Origin of the sequence: Lysinibacillus sp. FSL L8-0126 (assembly GCF_038630385.1) — a bacterium.
Lineage (GTDB): Bacteria > Bacillota > Bacilli > Bacillales_A > Planococcaceae > Lysinibacillus > Lysinibacillus fusiformis_D.
On record NZ_CP152028.1, the window covers coordinates 2,948,674 to 2,967,291 of the forward strand.

Genomic DNA, 18,618 nt, shown 5'->3' on the forward strand with positions numbered 1-18,618 from the left:
GTGGGAGAAGCGATCGTCATAACTTCAGGTAAGGGCGGTGTCGGTAAAACAACGACAACGGCTAACCTTGGGACTGCATTGGCTCTACAAGGTAAAAAAATATGTTTAGTTGATACAGATATCGGCCTACGCAATTTAGATGTCATTTTAGGTCTCGAAAATCGTATTATTTATGACCTAGTTGATGTGGTGGAAGGACGCTGTAAAATCCATCAAGCATTAATTAAGGATAAGCGCGTAGATGAGAAACTATTTTTATTACCTGCTGCTCAAACAACGGATAAAAACGCTGTTACCCCTGAGCAAATGAAGAGCTTAGTAGAGGAATTGAAAAGGGATTATGATTATGTATTAATCGATTGCCCTGCCGGTATTGAACAAGGCTATCGTAATGCTGTCGCTGGTGCAGATCATGCGATTGTTGTGACAACACCTGAAATCTCCGCTGTTCGTGATGCAGATCGTATCATTGGTTTACTTGAACAAGAAGAGATTACAGCACCTAAACTCATCATTAATCGTATTCGACAGCATATGATGAAGAGCGGTGATACATTGGATGTCAATGAAATTACTACACATCTTTCTATTGATCTATTAGGCATTATTGTCGATAGTGAGGGTGTCATCTCATCTTCCAATAAAGGTGAACCAATCGTCATGGACCCATCAAATAAAGCATCATTGGGCTATCGCAATATTGCCCGTCGTATTCTTGGTGAGTCCGTGCCATTGATGGCTATTCAAAATGAGCAAAGAGGTATGTTTTCAAAACTTAAGGCTCTATTTTCAAAATAAATGACAACCTTTTCGTACAAATGTACGAGAAGGTTTTTTCTTGTGCATGTTTGGACATGCAATCTCATATAGTGTGGAAAAAAGGATGAGAGCTTGTTTAAAAAATGGAAATGGTTCGTCACGATACTACTTGTGGCAGCAATCATGCTTGTAATTCGTTTAGAAGATCAAGGCGTAGTAGATACACCCGTTCGAAAGCTTGTAACAACCTCTGCAGATTTAACCTATTTAAGTGAGCTCGGACAAAGTTGGTTCGAAAAAGAAAAAGAGACCATCATGGTATCAAGTGATGTAGGGCAGGCCGATCTTCTAACATTTGCTAATGCCCAAGTTTTTAAAGAAGGTTATTTATTGCAGTATGATGTTGGTTTACCGATCTATGCTGGGCAGAATGGGTTGGTGGTTTTTACTGGTCATACAAAGTATACGGGCAAGACTATGACAATCAGCTATGAGGACGGGACAACGGTATCTTATGGTATGTTAGATAGTTTAGCGCAGCTCCCTTATACATCGATTCAAGCTAATGATTTAATTGGTATGAAAGAAGCTGGTCAATTATATATGTCCATTGAAAAGGGAGATACTCATTATGATTTAGAGCAAATTGTACAATGGCTTGAATCGACGGAGACCAATGAGGATTAAATTACATCTTCTATGTATCCCTCTGGTATTTGTCATGATTTTTAGTGGACAATTAGCTTATTACGCCATCATTTTATTTTCTTTGCTGTGGCACGAGGCAGGTCATTTAGTAGCAGCAGTATTGTGCGGAGTGAAGGTGAAATCATGCGTTATTACACCATATGGGGGAGAAATTCAATTTGAAAATCCAGCGGTTGTGCAAGCTTCGTCACTCCTATGGATTGCATTAGGAGGACCAATCGCTACCATTATTGGGATTGGCCTCGCTTTTTTTATGCCTGATCTGCTCGCCACTAAGCTAATAACTGTACAATTAGTGTTACTGGCTGTAAATATTGTGCCCATCATACCGTTAGATGGTGGCAGGCTAGTATTAGCCTGGCTATTTTTAAGTTATCCAAGAGCTCAAGTGGTGGAAATGTATTATTGGTTGTCTTTCATCATTGCCACTACACTATTACTAGTCACTTTCAAGTTCTTGCCACAGTCTATTTTTTTAGCCATCATTAATTTATTCATTTGGCTGCAAGCATTGAAAGAATGGCGCTATCGAAAATATAGAGTTGCTTTTGAAAAATATGTTATGAATAGATTGACTTAAAAAAAAACGTATGGTAATATTTTAATGTTATTGTTTGTAGCACCCGTGCTACTACAACCGCTCTGGAAAGGTTTAAGTATCTAATAAGATCACCTTTTAAAACAGGCGAGTCTGAGTCTAAGAGGAGGTGCAGTAAAATGTACGCAATTATTGAAACTGGTGGTAAACAAATCAAAGTAGAAGCTGGTCAAGAAATCTATGTTGAGAAATTAGGCGTAGAAGCTGATGAGGTTGTTACTTTTGATAAAGTATTATTCGTAGGTGGCGAAAACGTTAAAGTTGGCGCTCCATTCGTAGAAGGCGCTACAGTAACAGCTAAAGTTGTTAAAGAAGGCCGTGCGAAAAAAATCGTTGTTTTCAAATTGAAAGCTAAAAAGAACTACCGTCGTAAACAAGGTCACCGTCAACCTTACACAAAATTAGTTGTTGAAGCAATCAACGCTTAATTGTGAGGTGTAGCGAATGATACAAGTTACGATTCATCACAATGAAAATAGACATGTGTCAGCATTTGAATTTTCAGGACATGCTGGGTACGATGAATCTGGTAAAGATTTAGTGTGTGCAGGAGCATCTACTATTGCCATTGGTACAGTAAATGCTATTTATGCATTATTACAAATTCAACCAGAAGTCGAACAAGCTGCTGAAGGTGGAGGCTATCTTAAGGTAGATTTACCATCAGATTTAGAGCCTGAAGTAGATGCAAAACTACAGTTAATTGTTCAAGTAATGACTGCCCAAGTGTATTCTATGGTGCAAAATTACGGACAATACATCCAAATCAACTACAACCAAGTAGGAGGTGGAACTCGATGAAATTATTATTAGCATTAGATCTTCAACTTTTCGCATCGAAAAAAGGGGTAGGTTCTACTAAAAACGGACGTGACTCTGAGTCTAAACGACTTGGTGCTAAACGTGCTGATGGCCAATTCGTAACTGGTGGTTCAATTCTTTACCGTCAACGCGGTACAAAAATTTACCCAGGTACAAACGTAGGTCGTGGTGGTGACGATACACTATTTGCTAAAGTTGACGGCGTTGTTAAATTCGAACGCTTAGGTCGCGATCGCAAACAAGTATCTGTATATCCAACTACACAAGAAGCTTAATCTTTTATAAGATAACATAAAGCGGAGGACTGCATTTATTGCAGTCCTTTTTTTGGCTAAATTTCAACAATGCCGATTCTGGTCTCAATTAAGCTGAGGCATAATTGATTAAAGAATTAAGGGAAAAATAGAGCAAAACTTGTTATACTAGTAAGGATAACTTTATTGGAGTGAATGGGATGAACAATCAATCACTAACCATTAGTGAAGTATTACGTTTTGCAAATCATGATTATGTGAATCAACTGCAACTGATTCGCATGAATTTAGATTTAGGTAGAATTGATGAATCAAAGAAACTTATTCAACATTATTCAGAACAATTACGCGTGTTTTCTATCCTCAATCGACTACAATTACCACAAACAATTGAGTGGCTACAAACAGCAGGATGGCGTTATCCATCACTAGCATGGAAGCTAAGCGGTGAGATAAAAAAGCCAGTGACCAACAATATTGATCGGGAAGTTGTAGATTATTTAAACAAAACAGTTATGCATGTTTATGATACATTAGATCCATTTACAGAGCAGATCCTAACGCTTGATGTACGTGTTGACGATCATACATTTGCCGTGACATTCACGCTAAATGGGTTATGGAGTGCTGATGCATTCACCGAAAAAGGTTTGAAACAATTCGACATTCAAACAATTGAGCAGACAACTACGCGCTGGCAATATGTCTTGAGTGCAAATAGGGAGTGAACTAAATGTTTGTCGATCACGTAAAGATTTTTGTTAAAGGTGGCGACGGTGGAGATGGTATGGTTGCCTTCCGTCGAGAAAAATATGTACCAAATGGTGGTCCAGCTGGTGGAGATGGTGGACATGGCGGTAACGTCGTATTTGAAGTAGAAGAAGGCTTACGAACGTTAATGGATTTCCGCTATAAACGTCATTTTAAAGCGCCTCGTGGTGAACATGGGATGAGTAAAGGCATGCATGGTAAAAATGCAGAGGATTTAATCGTTAAAGTTCCACCAGGCACAGTGGTTATGAATGAAGAAACAAATGCAGTTATTGCCGACTTAGTCGAGCATGGGCAAAGAGCCATTATTGCGAAAGCTGGCCGAGGTGGACGAGGAAATTCTCGTTTTGCCACTCCTGCCAACCCAGCGCCAGAACTTTCTGAAAAAGGTGAGCCAGGACAAGAATTAAATGTTATATTAGAGTTAAAAGTTTTAGCAGATGTAGGATTAGTTGGTTTCCCAAGTGTTGGTAAATCAACGCTTTTATCAGTGGTTTCTGCTGCTAAGCCAAAAATTGGTGCATATCATTTTACGACAATTGTACCGAACTTAGGCATGATTGAAACGGAAGATCACCGAAGCTTTGCGATGGCAGATTTACCTGGGCTTATTGAAGGGGCACATGAAGGGGTAGGATTAGGCCATCAATTTTTACGACATATTGAACGTACACGCGTTATTGTCCATGTTATTGATATGTCAGGAATGGAAGGTCGCGATCCATATGAAGATTATTTAACAATCAATGAAGAGCTAAAACAATATAATCTTCGTTTAACAGAGCGCCCACAAATAATTGTAGCCAATAAAATGGATATGCCAGATGCAGAAGAAAACTTAGCAGCATTCCGCCAAAAGGTAGGAGAAGATGTTCAAATTTTCCCAATTTCTGCTGTTTCACGTCAAGGGTTAAAAGAGCTGTTGTTTGCCATTGCGGATCTACTGGAAGTAACGCCTGAATTCCCACTATATGAAGATGTAGAGGAGCAATCAGACGCAACTGTCATGTACAAGCATGAGGCAAAAGGTGAAGATTTCGAAATCACTCGTGACGATGATGGTACATTTATTATTAATGGTTATGCCATTGAGCGTTTATTTAAAATGACGGACTTTAGCCGTGAAGATGGTATTCGTCGTTTTGCTCGTCAATTGCGTGCAATGGGTGTGGATGAGGCTCTGCGTCAACGTGGAGCACAAGATGGCGATACAGTACGCCTACAAGAGTTTGAATTTGAATTTGTCGATTAAGACATGAGTTTTAGGGGGAAGCGTATGAAGAATGTTGCGAATCAGCGATATTATTTAGTTCGTGAGGATGTTTTAACGGATGCAATGCAAAAAACTTTGGAAGCGAAACACTTACTATCAAGTGGTTCAGTATCTTCCATTTGGGATGCGGTAAAGCAGGTGGATTTATCGCGAAGTGCGTTTTACAAATATCGTGATGCGGTTTTTCCTTTTCATTCAATTGTGCAGGAACGCATTTTAACAGTCTTTTTACAGCTTCAAGATAGAAAAGGAACACTTGCTAAGCTTTTAGAAACTGTGACAATTACACATTGTAATGTATTGACAATTCATCAAACGATTCCGATTCAGGGACGTGCCAATGTTACTTTATCATTAGATGTAACAAGCATGACCTGTGATCTTGATGACCTCATTCAGCAATTAAAGCGCTTAGATTTTGTAGAATCAGCAGAAGTAATTAGTTCTGGAGCATTATAATAACAGTACAGTGTTCAATCCTTTAATTTTTGACAAAAATGAATTATCGTGTTTAATAAGACTGCTAGGTCAGAATGCGATAACAAGCTCAAATAAGGAGCTGTCCCAACAGTGAGTAATCTCGCGGGACTGCTCCTTATTGTGCCATAAAGGAGGTATTTGCAATGACAAAGCAACAATGGGAAAATAGAATCGCCTATTTAGGACCAGAAGCATCATTTACATATTTAGCAACAAAGGCTACTTTTCCAAATGAGTGGCTTGTACCGTGTGCGACGATTCCAGAATGTATAGAGGCTGTCGCGGAGGGAAAGGTGGATTTAGCCGTCGTTCCGCTAGAAAATGCCTTAGAGGGCTCTGTAACATTAACATTAGATTATTTATTCCATGAGGCAACACTCTATGTGACAGGTGAATTATTGCTAAAAATCCAGCAGCATTTAATGGTGAATAAAGCGCAAAAGGATCATTGGCAGTCTATCGCAGGTGTTTATTCCCACCCACATGCACTAGCTCAATGTCATAAATACTTATTTTATCGTTTCAGTCATGTGCCATTACATCAAACAACTTCCACAGCGGCAGCAGCGAAATATGTATCAGAAAATCCACAAGAATGTATAGCCGCAGTAGGCAATGCAGCAGCAGCCGAAAAATATGGCCTTGACATAGTTGAATCGAATATCCATGATTTCCATTTTAACCATACACGTTTCTTTGTACTGTCCAAGCAAAATAAACGATTGCCGCAAGAGCTATCTGAAGGGCAAGCTAAGACAACGTTTATGATTACATTGCCAACGGATCGTTCAGGGGCATTGCATCAGGTGCTTTCTGTTTTTGCATGGCGTCAACTGAATTTAAGTAAAATTGAATCACGTCCACTTAAAACGGGCTTAGGTGATTATTTCTTTATGATTGATGTATTAGCAGATGAAAAAGAACCGATGATGCGTGGCGCCATGGAAGAATTAGCTGCACTAGGCTGTAAGGTAAAATCTTTGGGTACTTACTTCACTTATGTTACATCAGACGAGGCAGAATAGCTGTAGGGAGGAATGGTAATGGCTGGCATCATTTTATTTGATGGTATCTGTAATTTTTGTGATAGCACTGTTCAATTTATTATCAAACACGATGAAGCTGGCTATTTTCAATTTGCGTCACTTCAAAGTGATATCGGCCAAGCATTGCTCAATCAGTACAATATACCAAAGAATATAGATAGTGTGATTCTGATTGAACAAGGGAACGTCTCGCTGGAATCTACCGCAGCATTAAACATATGCAGGAAATTGGATGGACTGTGGCCTTGCTTCTATGCCTTGATTCTTGTTCCCCCCATTATCCGTAATGCGCTGTATCGATTATTTGCTAAACAACGCTATCGTTTATTTGGTCAAAAAAGTGAATGCTTATTGCCCACACCTTCTCAACGGCAACGATTTCTTTCCTAGTAGCGCACGGGTTTATAATATCCGCAGAGAGTGGAAAAATACTTTCGCTCAGGATCAAAATACTCGCGAAGAGAAAAGAAATACCGTCGCTCAAGCGTCCAATCAGAAGCATAACATTTGCAATCAAAACAGAAAGCACCGTATGAAAAAGGATATCATACGGTGCTTTTGCTATTTATTGATCTGACACTAAGTAGCTCTTTTTTTGTAAGGCTTGTTCAATTAAAGTTAAAACTTCAACAGAGGGTGCAGAGATGACATGCAGATGAATGCCACCAGTAAGGGCGGATAAATAATTAGCCTGTGTGGCATTGACACGTTCGATAAACTGTTTCACCTCATGGCGATTTGATACCATAATGGAGGCAGTGAGTTCACCATATATTGGATGTTCTACAATAACATTTTTGACAGTACCACCACAATCGACAATGGTCATTAATTCATCCTCTGTTTGCTCTGAGGTATGCAAGCAAGGGAACGTACGTTCAACGGTTTGCTGTAATTGTTCCTGATGCATATAAAGATAGCCCTGGCTTGTGGCAATAATGGGCTCATTTCTTGCCTTTAATAGAGTCATATCATTGACGATAACTTGTCTAGAAACATTGGCGAACTTAGCCAAGTCTGTCCCAGTTATAGGTGCTTTACTGTTTTTTAATTGCGCTAAAAGTTGCAGTCGGCGTTCTTCGCCTAACATTTTTTTCATAAGAGTTCACCTCTGCTCATAATAAAGGAATCAGCATTCCTTATGTTTTAGTGTACCATGAAGCATTTCTAACTTGCTGAAATTTTTGTATCCAAATGAAACATTGAACATATGATACGTAGAGAGGAAGGGAGGAAAAAATTGCGTATTCATATTGTTCAAAAGGGAGACACCTTGTGGAAGATTGCGAAAGAGTACGGCATTTCGTTTGAAGATTTGAAGCGGCTCAATGTCCATCTTGCCAACCCAGATTATATTGTTCCAGGTATGGAAATTATATTGCCTGAAAAAATAAACAAAGAGCCGCATAGAGAATCACATAAAGAAATGCCGAAAAAGGAAACACAAGTGCATAAGGAGGCACCGAAGGAAAGTCCTAAAAAAGAGGTACAGCGACCGATGCCACCACCGCCGCCTATTGTACCGCCACCACCAGCTCCTATGCCAATGCCAGAACCACAAATGATTCCGATTCCAATACCGATGCCAATGCCTATGCAAATGCCACAACAACCGATGTGGGTACCGCAGCCTGTGGAAATGAATTGGCACCAACAATTGGTGATGCCACAAATGGAGCAAAATGTTACAACACCACCTGTACAAATACAGCCACCACCACCGCCAGCACCTACACCACCACCTGTAGCTCAACCGAAGCCAATGCCACAACCAGCGCCACAGCCACCGATGCATATCATGCCACAAATGCCTGCTGTCCCACATTGCTCAAGTTGTCATCAACCGATCTATCATCAAATGTGGTGGCCGATGATGCCAATGCAACCTCAGGTCGAGCATTATACGATGCCACAACAGCCAATGTCTTGTGACATGCCAGATCATAAAGTAGGTGGGATGGAAGACTTTTTAGAGTCTACATCACCATTCTTCCATACACAGGATCAGCAAATGAAGCCACAAATGGATATGAATATGGGTCAATCTTGTGGCTGTGGTACACAGCCAATGATGATGCCTGATATGAACATGGGTCAATCCTGTGGCTGTCATCAACAACCAATGATGATGCCTACATGGCAAATGGATCCTTGTCATTGTCCGCCACCACCATGTCCGACACATTGTCCACCGCCGTGCCCACCAGCAGGGGGACAATGGATGTCACCGCACTATTTCCCAGGCGGGATGACGCCTTATCGATGGTGAAAAAGCGTATATTGTAGAAGAGTTAAAGTCAAACATTTGGAAATATAAGTATGAATCGAATCATTATTTTGTCAAACGAGCGAAGCAAGTGGAAATTGCAGAGAAGGTGAGAGCAATTCATCGCCAGTTAGGACGCATGGAGCCTTCTCTAATCTTACCATTGGTCCAGAGTGATGATGAGCAGTTAATTGTGCAAGTATGGCAAGAAGGAAGCCATGGTGCTAACTTTGCATATAAAAAAGATCGTGAAGAATCTCTTAAATTATTAATAGCTTTACATGATACACATAAAAAAATAGCTTGGCAGCGAATGCCAGGCTTGCATACCTACTCGCAGCTTTTAAAATGGCAAATGCGTCATATGCGTTTTAAAAGTAGAAGAAATGAGTTTCGAGCTTTTTTAACAAAAGAAGAAATCGATCAAATTGTGCATTATAGTGATAAATCTTTACAACTGATTGCATTAGAGGATGCGCCTGAAAAAGAAATCACACTATTACATGGGGATGTGGTTCATCATAATTTTTTATGGTGCTCTGATGGCCAATTACGTTTAATTGATTTTGATTTAGCACATCTTGGCGAAGCAGATGATGAATATATTTTATGGTTGCATCGTGTATTACCTGCTGTTGATTATGATCTTGGGAAAATTTTTGCCGAATTACCTGAGCTGAAACGACTGGATAAAAGAAAGCTCCATCGTTTGAAATATCCGAATGAGCTATTACGAGAATGGCTTTTTGCAGTGGATTTACCACTAGAGCAACAGCTAGTATTTTTAGATTATTTAGTGCCATTCACAAAACGAGCCCTCACCTATTGGCCAAAACTGTGGTACGATATTGATAGATTTGTTAAAAAATGACCGTCATTTGGCGGTCATTTTTGTTTGGCAACAGCGCTTTTGCCACTACTTTTTGTCGAGCATTCGTTCGCTATATGCTATAATCGAAGACGATGATTGTGAGGGATTATAGATGTATGATTATTTAAAAGGACAAGTAACTCGTATTACACCTGAGTTTATAGTATTAGAACAACAAGGTATTGGCTGGCAACTTCATACGCCCAATCCGTTTGCATTCCGCACATCAGCCCTGGAGCAACAGATATATGTTCATTTGCATGTACGAGAGGATGCACAAGTTTTATATGGTTTCCCTAATCTAGATCAACGTGAGCTATTTCGAAAGCTAATATTAGTATCTGGCATAGGGCCAAAGGGGGCTCTAGCGATTTTAGCTACTGGGAATCCGCAACAGGTTATTAGTGCCATTGAGCGGGAGGACGAAGCGTTTTTAGTGAAGTTCCCTGGGGTTGGGAAAAAAACGGCACGTCAAATGATTCTTGATTTGAAGGGCAAGCTAGGCTCGTTATTAGATACATTGGAGCTTCCTAGTGCAGAACATGAGCTACCATTGTTTGGTGTGAATCCTTATAAGCATGAGCTAGAAGAAGCTATACTGGCGTTAATGGCACTTGGTTATTCTGAAAAAGAGCTCGAAAAAATTCGTCCACAGCTTGAGGACAACGACAAGCTGGAAACGACAGATGCCTTTATGAAACAAGCGTTGCAACTATTGCTAAAAATAAAATAAGGAAAGGAGGGAAGGTGCATGTCTGAACGTATGATGGCAAGTGAGGCAGGTAGCTATGATGAGCAGTTTGAATTATCTTTACGCCCTCAAAAATTAACGCAGTATATTGGGCAACATAAAGTGAAGGAAAACTTACAAATATTCATTGAAGCGGCAAAGCTTCGCCAAGAAAGTTTAGACCATGTGCTGTTATATGGACCTCCGGGACTTGGTAAAACGACATTAGCTGCTGTTATTGCGAATGAGATGAATGTCAATGTACGCATGACGAGTGGCCCTGCAATTGAGCGCCCAGGGGATTTAGCAGCTATTTTAAGTTCACTTGAGCCTGGGGACGTTTTATTTATAGATGAAATTCATCGACTCTCCCGTGCCATTGAAGAAGTGCTATATCCAGCAATGGAGGACTTCTGTTTAGATATTGTGGTGGGGAAAGGTCCAGAAGCACGTTCTGTACGCCTTGATTTACCTCCCTTTACCCTTGTAGGTGCTACAACAAGAGCTGGCGCCTTATCAGCCCCTTTAAGGGATCGCTTTGGTGTGTTACTACGCTTAGAATATTATGATGATCGTTCACTTGCTGAAATTGTGGTGCGAAGTGCTCATTTATTTGAGGTGAAAATTGAGCAAGTAGCGGCAATGGAAATGGCGAGACGCTCACGCGGAACACCTCGAATTGCGAATCGTCTATTAAAACGAGTACGAGATTATGCACAAGTGCTTGGAGATGGTATGATAACGGAGGGTCTTGCACAGCAAGCGCTAGAGCTGTTACAAGTTGATCCTAGAGGGCTTGATCATATCGACCATAAACTTGTAACGAACATGATTGAGCGCTTCCAAGGCGGTCCAGTGGGCTTAGATACGCTTGCGGCATCCATTGGTGAGGAACGGGTTACGATAGAGGATGTATATGAACCTTATTTGATGCAAATTGGCCTTATTCAACGTACACCACGGGGAAGAGTTGCCACACATTTAGCCTATGAACATTTTGGATATGAGTATCCACAACAAACATAAAGAAGGAAGTTTTTTCATGCGTGTAGAAGATTTTGATTTTGAATTACCGGAGGAGCTTATTGCTCAAACGCCATTAATTGATCGTACTGCGAGCCGCTTAATGGTTGTTACACCTGGCGCTACTAAAGTAGAGCACCACCATTTTGCTCACGTTTTAGATGAGCTACATGCTGGAGATTGTCTCGTATTAAATGATACAAGAGTCTTACCTGCTCGCTTAATGGGTGTGAAAGAGGAAACAGGTGCACATATAGAAGTATTGTTATTAAAGCAATTAGCTGGTACAGATGAGTGGGAAACACTTGTAAAACCAGCTAAGCGTGTAAAAGTAGGAACTGTTATCACATTTGGTGAAGGTTTATTAACAGCTACTTGTACAGGAGAGCTTGAACATGGCGGACGTACATTTGACTTTCATTATGATGGCATCTTTTATGAAATATTAGAGCAACTTGGTGAAATGCCGTTGCCTCCATATATTCGTGAAAAACTTGAGGACAAGGATCGTTACCAAACGGTTTATGCCAAAGAACGTGGCTCAGCTGCAGCACCAACAGCGGGACTGCATTTCACGGAGCAATTATTAGAGCAGGTAAAAGCGAAAGGTGTAGAAGTGGTCTTTATCACGCTACATGTGGGTCTCGGCACTTTCCGTCCTGTTAGTGTGGATTCGATTGAAAACCATGAAATGCACGCTGAATTCTATAGTGTGACCGAACAAGCGGCAGATACGATTAATCGTGTTAAGCAAAACGGCGGCAAGGTCATAGCTGTTGGGACAACCTCTACACGTACATTGGAGACAATTGGCTCTAAATATGAGGGGGAAGTGCGAGCAGAACAAGGTTGGACGTCTATTTTCATTTATCCAGGCTACAACTTTACGGTGGTGGATGGGTTAATTACAAACTTCCATTTACCGAAATCAACACTTGTCATGCTTGTTAGTACGCTAGCTACTCGAGAAACTATTTTAAGTGCCTATCAGCAAGCAGTGGAGGAAAAATATCGCTTCTTTAGTTTTGGAGATGCGATGTTTATACGTCCGAAAAAATAATAGTGGATACAATCGAAGTACTGTTTTTACTTCAGATAAGAGAGGATTTTTAGTTTATGACACAACCAGCAATTCGATATGAATTACTTCATACTTGTAAACAAACAGGAGCACGTCTTGGCATCGTCCATACACCACATGGCTCCTTTGAAACACCAGCATTCATGCCAGTGGGCACACAAGCAACTGTTAAAACGATGTCGCCAGAGGAATTAAAAGAAATGAATGCTGGGATCATTTTGTCCAATACGTACCATTTATGGCTTCGTCCAGGCAATGATATTGTCAAGGAAGCAGGCGGACTCCATAAATTTATGAACTGGGATCGTCCTATTTTAACGGATTCAGGTGGTTTCCAAGTGTTCTCCCTAAGTCAATTCCGTAAAATTGAGGAGGAAGGCGTTCATTTCCGTAATCACCTTAATGGAGATAAGCTATTTTTAAGCCCTGAAAAAGCAATGGAAATTCAAAATGATTTAGGGTCTGACATTATGATGGCGTTCGATGAATGTCCACCATTTCCTGCGACACATGATTATATGCTGCAATCAGTTGATCGTACAACACGTTGGGCAAAACGCTGTAAAGAAGCGCATAAGCGTCCAGAGGAGCAAGGTTTGTTTGGGATCATCCAAGGCGGAGAGTATGAGGATTTACGCCGTCGTTCAGCAGAAGCATTAGTGGAATTAGATTTCCCAGGCTACGCAATTGGTGGATTATCTGTTGGTGAACCGAAAGATGTGATGAACCGAGTGTTAGAATTTACGACGCCAATGATGCCTGAAAATAAACCACGTTATTTAATGGGGGTTGGCTCACCAGATTCTTTAATTGATGGAGCAATTCGTGGGATTGATATGTTTGACTGTGTGCTGCCAACACGTATTGCGCGTAATGGTACACTAATGACATCTGAAGGCCGTCTAGTGGTGAAAAATGCTAAGTATGCACGTGATTTTGGTCCAATTGATCCGAATTGTGATTGCTATACATGTAAAAACTATTCTCGTGCTTATGTTCGACACCTTATCCGTACGGAAGAAACGTTTGGTATTCGTTTAACGTCTTATCATAATCTACATTTCCTATTGAAGCTGATGGAACAAGTGCGTGAAGCCATTCGTCAAGACCGCCTTGGTGATTTCCGAGAAGAATTCTTTGAAAAATATGGCTTCAATGGGCCAAATGCTAAGAACTTTTAAGCCATTACGCCTTTCATTTTATGTTACTGAATCGAAATAAAAAAGGTAATGTCAACGGCATAATAAGCAATTTTGTAAGGCGAGGGGTTGATTTCCGTTCCACCAGCGTCCTTTCCAGGGGGCGTCAGATGAGCCGCTTCACTCACTGCGTTCGCTCCAGGGTCTCCTCTATGACGCTAAATCCCCTAGGAGTGACACTGGCTCCACTCCAATCAACCATTCTGCAAAAATGTCTTTTCCTTATCTTTCATACGAGCCGTATTTGTATGATTAGAGAAAGGATAGCCTCTTATTTTCAATGTGGAGAAGTGATGAGTGACAACACCCTCCATAAAGAGTAATGAATACCTTCACTTTATTTGAAGGTCTTTGCTAAACAGAAACATTTTTATGGATTGGAGTGGAAGGCTACTTGACTCCCGTGGGATAGCTCGGCGCTCGCCCACAGGAAAGCAAGTAGCCTGCAACGGAAATCCTTTTTCACCTTTCATATAAATTCTATGGATGGTTTTGTTTTTCAACACTATGAAAGGACATTAGGCAGTGCCTAATGTCCTTATACTATGGCAATCGTTTTGTAAAAGCATTCAAATCTTTGTAAAAAGTGAATATTTCTAGCAAAATAATGTCAATCATAGAAAAAATATTAGTAATTGAGAAAATTTTTTGGCTTGTCCATCGCTTTTTATTGGTGGAATAGTCTATACTAAAAAAGTGAGATTTGGAAAGGGGGCAAGATATATTATGGATCAATTATTAGGATTAGCGCCAATATTATTAATGTTCGTTGCAATGTGGTTTATCTTAATCCGTCCAGCTAAAAAAAGACAGCAGGAAACACAAAATATGCAAAGTAGTTTGCAACGTGGAGATAAAGTCATTACAATCGGTGGTCTACATGGTGTCGTAGATGCGATTGAGGACACAGCAGTGACGTTAAAAATCGCTGACAATGTACGAGTGAAATTTGACCGTCAAGCAATTGGGCGAATTGTTAATGACAATCAGTAACAAAAGAGAAAAGGCTTACAATAGGGCATTAGCTATGTTGTAAGTCTTTTTTTACACATGAAGCGAACTCATGGCTAGTTAGCTGTTTTTATTTTATGGATCAATACTTCACCAGAATCTTTGCCGTTTACAGTTATTCTGCTTAACGTAAACAGAGAATCGCCCCTTTTCACATGTTTATTTTGAATAACAAAGGCCATCTTAAAACCAGCTTCTTTTGCTAATTTTATGGTGGATGGTGAATGAATGCCGTAAGGATAGCTAATAGCAATGGGCTCATAGCCAAGTTTTTCTTTTATTATTTTTCGTGAGCGAATAAAATCATTTCTAACTCTTTCTTCGTATGCATGATAACTTTCAAGTTGTCCGTCTACAAAACCTGGTCCATATACCGCACCATTTAGCCTACCGTTTTCTGAAGGTAATTTATAATGCAAATCCCATGTGTGACTCTGAACTGTCATATAATCCTTCATTTCCTTTAACTGCTCCCAGCTCATCTTTGGAATTTCTTTTGGCTGTTGAATTTTTTCATCATTTTCTAGGATTCGGCTTGCAATCACAAAGATTTCTGCATGCATATCGTATTTTTTTAAAACAGGGTATGCTTTTTCATAATTGCTTAAATACCCATCATCAAACGTAATTAATATAGGCTTTGGAGGTAATGGCGTTTGCCCATTTAAGTAATCATATAATTGCTGAACAGAAATGGTATGATATCCTGCACCTTTCAGCGCCCTCATTTGATTTTCAAAATTTTCGGGTGAAATAACTGTAGTATTATTTATATGTTCCTCTAAATGATGATACATAAGAACCGGTATTTCCGGCTCTTGGTATCCGTAAATAGGGGAGGGGCTTATTAGCAACAGCAGCATATAAACAACAACGAAAACAATTATTTTCCTTGTCATGTTCTCACCTTGTTTGTTTTTATAGTCGTTAAGCATTTTGTTCTTTGTTATTGTGTACGAACAAGTGGAGACTATTCCTTGAAAATTGTATAAAAAACAATAAGTAAGGTCACTTTGATAGTATGGGGGTGTTTCTATGGAAGAATATTACCATATTATTTTTCGAACTTGTTTTTTATATGTGTTTATTATCATTGTTTTCCGTTTAATGGGTAAACGAGAAGTAGGAGAATTATCAGTCATAGATTTGGTTGTATTTGTATTGATTGCAGAAGTTGCTGCTTTTGCGCTAGATGACTTTAAAAATCCTCTCTTTAATGCCATACTACCTATCATTATTTTGCTCTTTATTCAAATTTTAAGTGCTTACTTATCGTTAAAGTTCAAAAAAATACGAGATTTAGTGGATGGTGACCCAGCTTTATTAGTAAAAGATGGTGTTATTTTAGAGAGTGAGATGCGAAAACACCGCTATAATTTAGATGATTTATGTCAGCAATTACGAGAAAATGGCGTTGCATCAGTGACAGATGTGGCATTTGCCTATTTAGAGCCATCAGGCAATCTTTCCATCTATAAAAAAGATGAAAAAGCTTTCGTGTATCCACTTATTATCGATGGCGATATTCAAGAAAGACATTTATTGACCATGCATAAAGATGTGGATTGGTTAATGGGTGAGCTAGCTAAAAACAATATAACAAACAGTGAAACGGTATTTTTTTGTATTTGGGAAGACCATAAGCTCCACATCCAATTAAAAGAATCTTAAACCTTCTTCGCTAATTTTTTGATGTAGCGGAAATCAGTGATTCGTAACTGATTGGTAAATAATAAAAAAGTAAACAGTAAAAATAATGTAACACCACTGCTCAAAATAAATGGTAGTGATAAGATTGGAATAAGAAAATACTGTGCGACACAAACGGCAATAAAGCAACTATAAGGTACGACAAACATTCTGAAGCCAGCACGTAGGTTTTTTCTTTGTCTAACAGTTGCGATATGCAGGAAGGACGTCAGTAAAACACCAAAACCAATAGCTACGACGGCTCCTTTTTCCTGAATGCCAGGTTGAGAGGCTAGTACAAACATCACAAATAATTTACCGAGTCCACCATAGATGGAGTTCATCATAGCAGCTTTAGCTTCACCAATCGCTTGTAAGATAGAATGGAGTGGGCTTTGAATATAATAAAAATAAAAAATTGGTGCTAAAATTTTAACGTACCCTCGATTTTCTTCTAGATGGAAGAGCTTCATAGCTAATTCATCACCATGTACAAAGAAATACGTAGCAGCAAAGCAGCCTACTAAGGAAGATAATCTTAGGGAGACCGAAATTCGCTCTTGTAACAGCGGGATGTGCTGTCGAGCGACGGCATCACTCACAGCTGGAATTAGTACAATGGATAAGGCTGTTGATACAAAAGCTGGAAATAATAGTAAGGGTACTAAAACACCAGAGATGACACCATATAAAATAGTAGCAGCAGAAGCGGTTAAACCTGCAACTGTCAAAGCTTTTAAAAAGATAATCGGTTCTAAAAACCAAGTGAAAGAACCAAACAGCTTACTGCCCGCAGAGGGAAGGGCAATACGTAGCATGGGCGATGCAGGGTAGCCTTCGATTTTAGTTTTACGCGTCAATAGTCTCTTTTTCGAAACGATATAATGTAGCCATAAATAGAGGAATGCTACAACCTCAGCAAGAAGTGTAATACCCATTGCAGCAGCAGCAGTAACAGCCGCATTATTGTAATTAGCCACATAAGGCAGCATTAACGTAATGAAGCTAATTCGGACAATTTGCTCAATCATTTGAGCCCAAGCAGTTGGGGTAATTTTAGCTACACCCTGTAAATAAGCACGTAATAACCCAGATCCAACGGACACAGGTACAGCAAAGAGTGCAATCCATAGCGTAAATGTTGTCTGTTCATTATGTAAGAGCGTCGTCGAAATATATGGTATTGTGAGTGCAACGAGTGGCATAAAAATGATCATACCTATGAATGACCAAAGAATGGCCGTACGCATGACACCAAAGATGTTTTCGCGCTTATTTTTTGCTAGTAATTCTGCCACGATTTTAGCTACAGCGATAGGTAGTCCAAGTTGAATGAGTGAGATAAAGAAAATAAATGCTGGATAGACGGTCATATAAATGCCGACAGCCTCTTCACCAGCAATACGCATAAATTGCATTCTATAAAAGAAGCCAAAAAGTTTAGATAAAAAAATCACGAACATTAAAAATAATGTACCTCTTACAAAAGAACTCATGCCATCCGTCCCTTCTCAAGCCGCAAAAATTCATTTACACTATTTGTATGCAAACATGTCTTACGTTACGACTTTGATTGGAGATGATTCAAAATGAGTATGCAATATGAGCAACTATTTGAAAAAATCCGTCCGGCAATTGATAGTAAGATGGCAGAGTTCAAACATTATCAATATGATGCCATTACGGCGGAAGAACTTTGGCGCTACTGTATTGAAAAAAAATGGCGTAAAAAGAAAATCGAACAGCTACGTTTACATGAGGTGATTGCGACCATTTTTGCGGTATCACCATCTGATATTGTCTCATTTAATCAAGTAGAGTTTTTACAAAGTAATAATTGGTTTGAAGAAGTAGGTATGGAAGAATTACAATTACTGCTTGGTCCAGTTAGAACGTAATCAAGGATGTGTCAAATTTTACAATATTTCAAAGAATCCTAAATGTGTTGAATTGACACCAAGCGCAACCTGTTTCATAATAAGTGTGTTGCGCTTTTTTTATTTTGAATAAGTTTTTACTTACATAAGTCTTGAATGC

General features: G+C 39.6%; 23 protein-coding genes and 1 other annotated feature. Of the genes, 20 read left to right on the top strand and 3 right to left on the bottom strand.

From position 1 onward, the window contains the following. From minD to MHI34_RS14445, 11 genes are all read left to right on the top strand, one after another. Positions 1-798, top strand: a complete 798-nt coding sequence (gene minD / locus MHI34_RS14395; RefSeq protein ID WP_036124107.1) for a septum site-determining protein MinD — start codon at positions 1-3, stop codon at positions 796-798. Positions 799-891: 93 nt separating this feature from the next. Next, entirely contained in the window at positions 892-1,446 is a 555-nt protein-coding gene (locus MHI34_RS14400) for a peptidoglycan DD-metalloendopeptidase family protein (RefSeq protein ID WP_036124111.1), read from the top strand. Beyond that, positions 1,436-2,047: a stage IV sporulation protein FB gene (locus MHI34_RS14405; RefSeq protein ID WP_036124114.1), complete on the top strand. Its 612-nt coding sequence runs from the start codon at positions 1,436-1,438 to the stop codon at positions 2,045-2,047. The genes MHI34_RS14400 and MHI34_RS14405 overlap by 11 nt, the downstream gene beginning before the upstream one ends. A 45-nt stretch (positions 2,048-2,092) precedes the next feature. Beyond that, positions 2,093-2,170: a sequence feature (ribosomal protein L21 leader region), on the top strand. Positions 2,171-2,184: 14 nt separating this feature from the next. Next, positions 2,185-2,493, top strand: a complete 309-nt coding sequence (rplU, locus tag MHI34_RS14410; protein ID WP_036124117.1) for a 50S ribosomal protein L21 — start codon at positions 2,185-2,187, stop codon at positions 2,491-2,493. 16 nt (positions 2,494-2,509) lie between these two features. Continuing rightward, on the top strand, positions 2,510-2,866 hold the full coding sequence (locus MHI34_RS14415; protein WP_036124121.1) for a ribosomal-processing cysteine protease Prp: 357 nt from the start codon (positions 2,510-2,512) through the stop codon (positions 2,864-2,866). After that, complete coding sequence (gene rpmA, locus MHI34_RS14420; RefSeq protein WP_016991892.1) at positions 2,863-3,162, top strand: 50S ribosomal protein L27; 300 nt, start codon at positions 2,863-2,865, stop codon at positions 3,160-3,162. The genes MHI34_RS14415 and rpmA overlap by 4 nt, the downstream gene beginning before the upstream one ends. Positions 3,163-3,341: 179 nt before the next feature. Then, positions 3,342-3,869, top strand: a complete 528-nt coding sequence (locus MHI34_RS14425) for a Spo0B domain-containing protein (RefSeq protein ID WP_036124127.1) — start codon at positions 3,342-3,344, stop codon at positions 3,867-3,869. A gap of 5 nt (positions 3,870-3,874) precedes the next feature. Further along, positions 3,875-5,164 carry a GTPase ObgE gene (gene obgE / locus MHI34_RS14430; RefSeq protein ID WP_036124130.1) on the top strand — a complete coding sequence of 430 codons (1,290 nt, stop codon included), beginning with the start codon at positions 3,875-3,877 and terminating at the stop codon, positions 5,162-5,164. Between the two features lie 24 nt (positions 5,165-5,188). Next, positions 5,189-5,644, top strand: a complete 456-nt coding sequence (locus MHI34_RS14435; RefSeq protein WP_004226679.1) for an ACT domain-containing protein — start codon at positions 5,189-5,191, stop codon at positions 5,642-5,644. A 164-nt stretch (positions 5,645-5,808) separates the two neighbouring features. Then, positions 5,809-6,690: a prephenate dehydratase gene (gene pheA / locus MHI34_RS14440; RefSeq protein ID WP_036124134.1), complete on the top strand. Its 882-nt coding sequence runs from the start codon at positions 5,809-5,811 to the stop codon at positions 6,688-6,690. 18 nt (positions 6,691-6,708) lie between these two features. After that, positions 6,709-7,101 (top strand): DCC1-like thiol-disulfide oxidoreductase family protein, encoded by a 393-nt coding sequence (locus MHI34_RS14445; RefSeq protein WP_036124137.1) that lies wholly within the window; start codon positions 6,709-6,711, stop codon positions 7,099-7,101. Between the two features lie 175 nt (positions 7,102-7,276). Here the strand turns inward: MHI34_RS14445 and MHI34_RS14450 are convergent, their stop codons facing one another. Beyond that, positions 7,277-7,810: a transcription repressor NadR gene (locus tag MHI34_RS14450; RefSeq protein WP_089934703.1), complete on the bottom strand. Its 534-nt coding sequence runs from the start codon at positions 7,808-7,810 to the stop codon at positions 7,277-7,279. A gap of 141 nt (positions 7,811-7,951) precedes the next feature. On the opposite strand from MHI34_RS14450, the gene MHI34_RS14455 reads away from it, so the two are divergent. The 7 genes from MHI34_RS14455 to yajC all read left to right on the top strand — a co-directional run bounded on the left by MHI34_RS14455 (position 7,952) and on the right by yajC (position 14,874). Continuing rightward, a complete protein-coding gene (locus MHI34_RS14455; RefSeq protein ID WP_036124142.1) occupies positions 7,952-8,980 on the top strand; it encodes a LysM domain-containing protein in 1,029 nt (342 codons plus the stop codon). A gap of 34 nt (positions 8,981-9,014) precedes the next feature. After that, the gene (locus tag MHI34_RS14460; protein ID WP_271913604.1) at positions 9,015-9,848 is read left to right on the top strand and encodes a phosphotransferase; all 834 of its coding nucleotides are present in this window, start codon (positions 9,015-9,017) and stop codon (positions 9,846-9,848) included. A gap of 112 nt (positions 9,849-9,960) precedes the next feature. Continuing rightward, positions 9,961-10,581 (top strand): Holliday junction branch migration protein RuvA, encoded by a 621-nt coding sequence (ruvA, locus tag MHI34_RS14465; RefSeq protein ID WP_058843999.1) that lies wholly within the window; start codon positions 9,961-9,963, stop codon positions 10,579-10,581. 18 nt (positions 10,582-10,599) lie between these two features. After that, on the top strand, positions 10,600-11,604 hold the full coding sequence (ruvB, locus tag MHI34_RS14470; protein WP_036124152.1) for a Holliday junction branch migration DNA helicase RuvB: 1,005 nt from the start codon (positions 10,600-10,602) through the stop codon (positions 11,602-11,604). Between the two features lie 16 nt (positions 11,605-11,620). Continuing rightward, the gene (queA, locus tag MHI34_RS14475) at positions 11,621-12,661 is read left to right on the top strand and encodes a tRNA preQ1(34) S-adenosylmethionine ribosyltransferase-isomerase QueA (protein WP_036124157.1); all 1,041 of its coding nucleotides are present in this window, start codon (positions 11,621-11,623) and stop codon (positions 12,659-12,661) included. Positions 12,662-12,717: 56 nt separating this feature from the next. Next, entirely contained in the window at positions 12,718-13,863 is a 1,146-nt protein-coding gene (gene tgt, locus MHI34_RS14480; protein WP_036124159.1) for a tRNA guanosine(34) transglycosylase Tgt, read from the top strand. A 744-nt stretch (positions 13,864-14,607) separates the two neighbouring features. Further along, positions 14,608-14,874, top strand: a complete 267-nt coding sequence (yajC, locus tag MHI34_RS14485; protein WP_036124438.1) for a preprotein translocase subunit YajC — start codon at positions 14,608-14,610, stop codon at positions 14,872-14,874. A gap of 74 nt (positions 14,875-14,948) precedes the next feature. Here the strand turns inward: yajC and MHI34_RS14490 are convergent, their stop codons facing one another. Further along, positions 14,949-15,827, bottom strand: a complete 879-nt coding sequence (locus MHI34_RS14490; RefSeq protein WP_342503567.1) for a polysaccharide deacetylase family protein — start codon at positions 15,825-15,827, stop codon at positions 14,949-14,951. Positions 15,828-15,927: 100 nt separating this feature from the next. Between MHI34_RS14490 and MHI34_RS14495 the strand changes: the two genes are divergently transcribed. Beyond that, the gene (locus tag MHI34_RS14495; protein WP_036124431.1) at positions 15,928-16,563 is read left to right on the top strand and encodes a DUF421 domain-containing protein; all 636 of its coding nucleotides are present in this window, start codon (positions 15,928-15,930) and stop codon (positions 16,561-16,563) included. On the opposite strand, the gene MHI34_RS14500 is transcribed toward MHI34_RS14495, so the two are convergent. Then, positions 16,560-18,077 carry an oligosaccharide flippase family protein gene (locus MHI34_RS14500; protein WP_036124428.1) on the bottom strand — a complete coding sequence of 506 codons (1,518 nt, stop codon included), beginning with the start codon at positions 18,075-18,077 and terminating at the stop codon, positions 16,560-16,562. The genes MHI34_RS14495 and MHI34_RS14500 overlap by 4 nt on opposite strands. A 93-nt stretch (positions 18,078-18,170) precedes the next feature. On the opposite strand from MHI34_RS14500, the gene MHI34_RS14505 reads away from it, so the two are divergent. Beyond that, positions 18,171-18,479, top strand: coding sequence for a post-transcriptional regulator (locus MHI34_RS14505; RefSeq protein WP_036124425.1), 309 nt, complete (start codon positions 18,171-18,173; stop codon positions 18,477-18,479). The last annotated feature ends 139 nt before the right edge of the window (positions 18,480-18,618 follow it).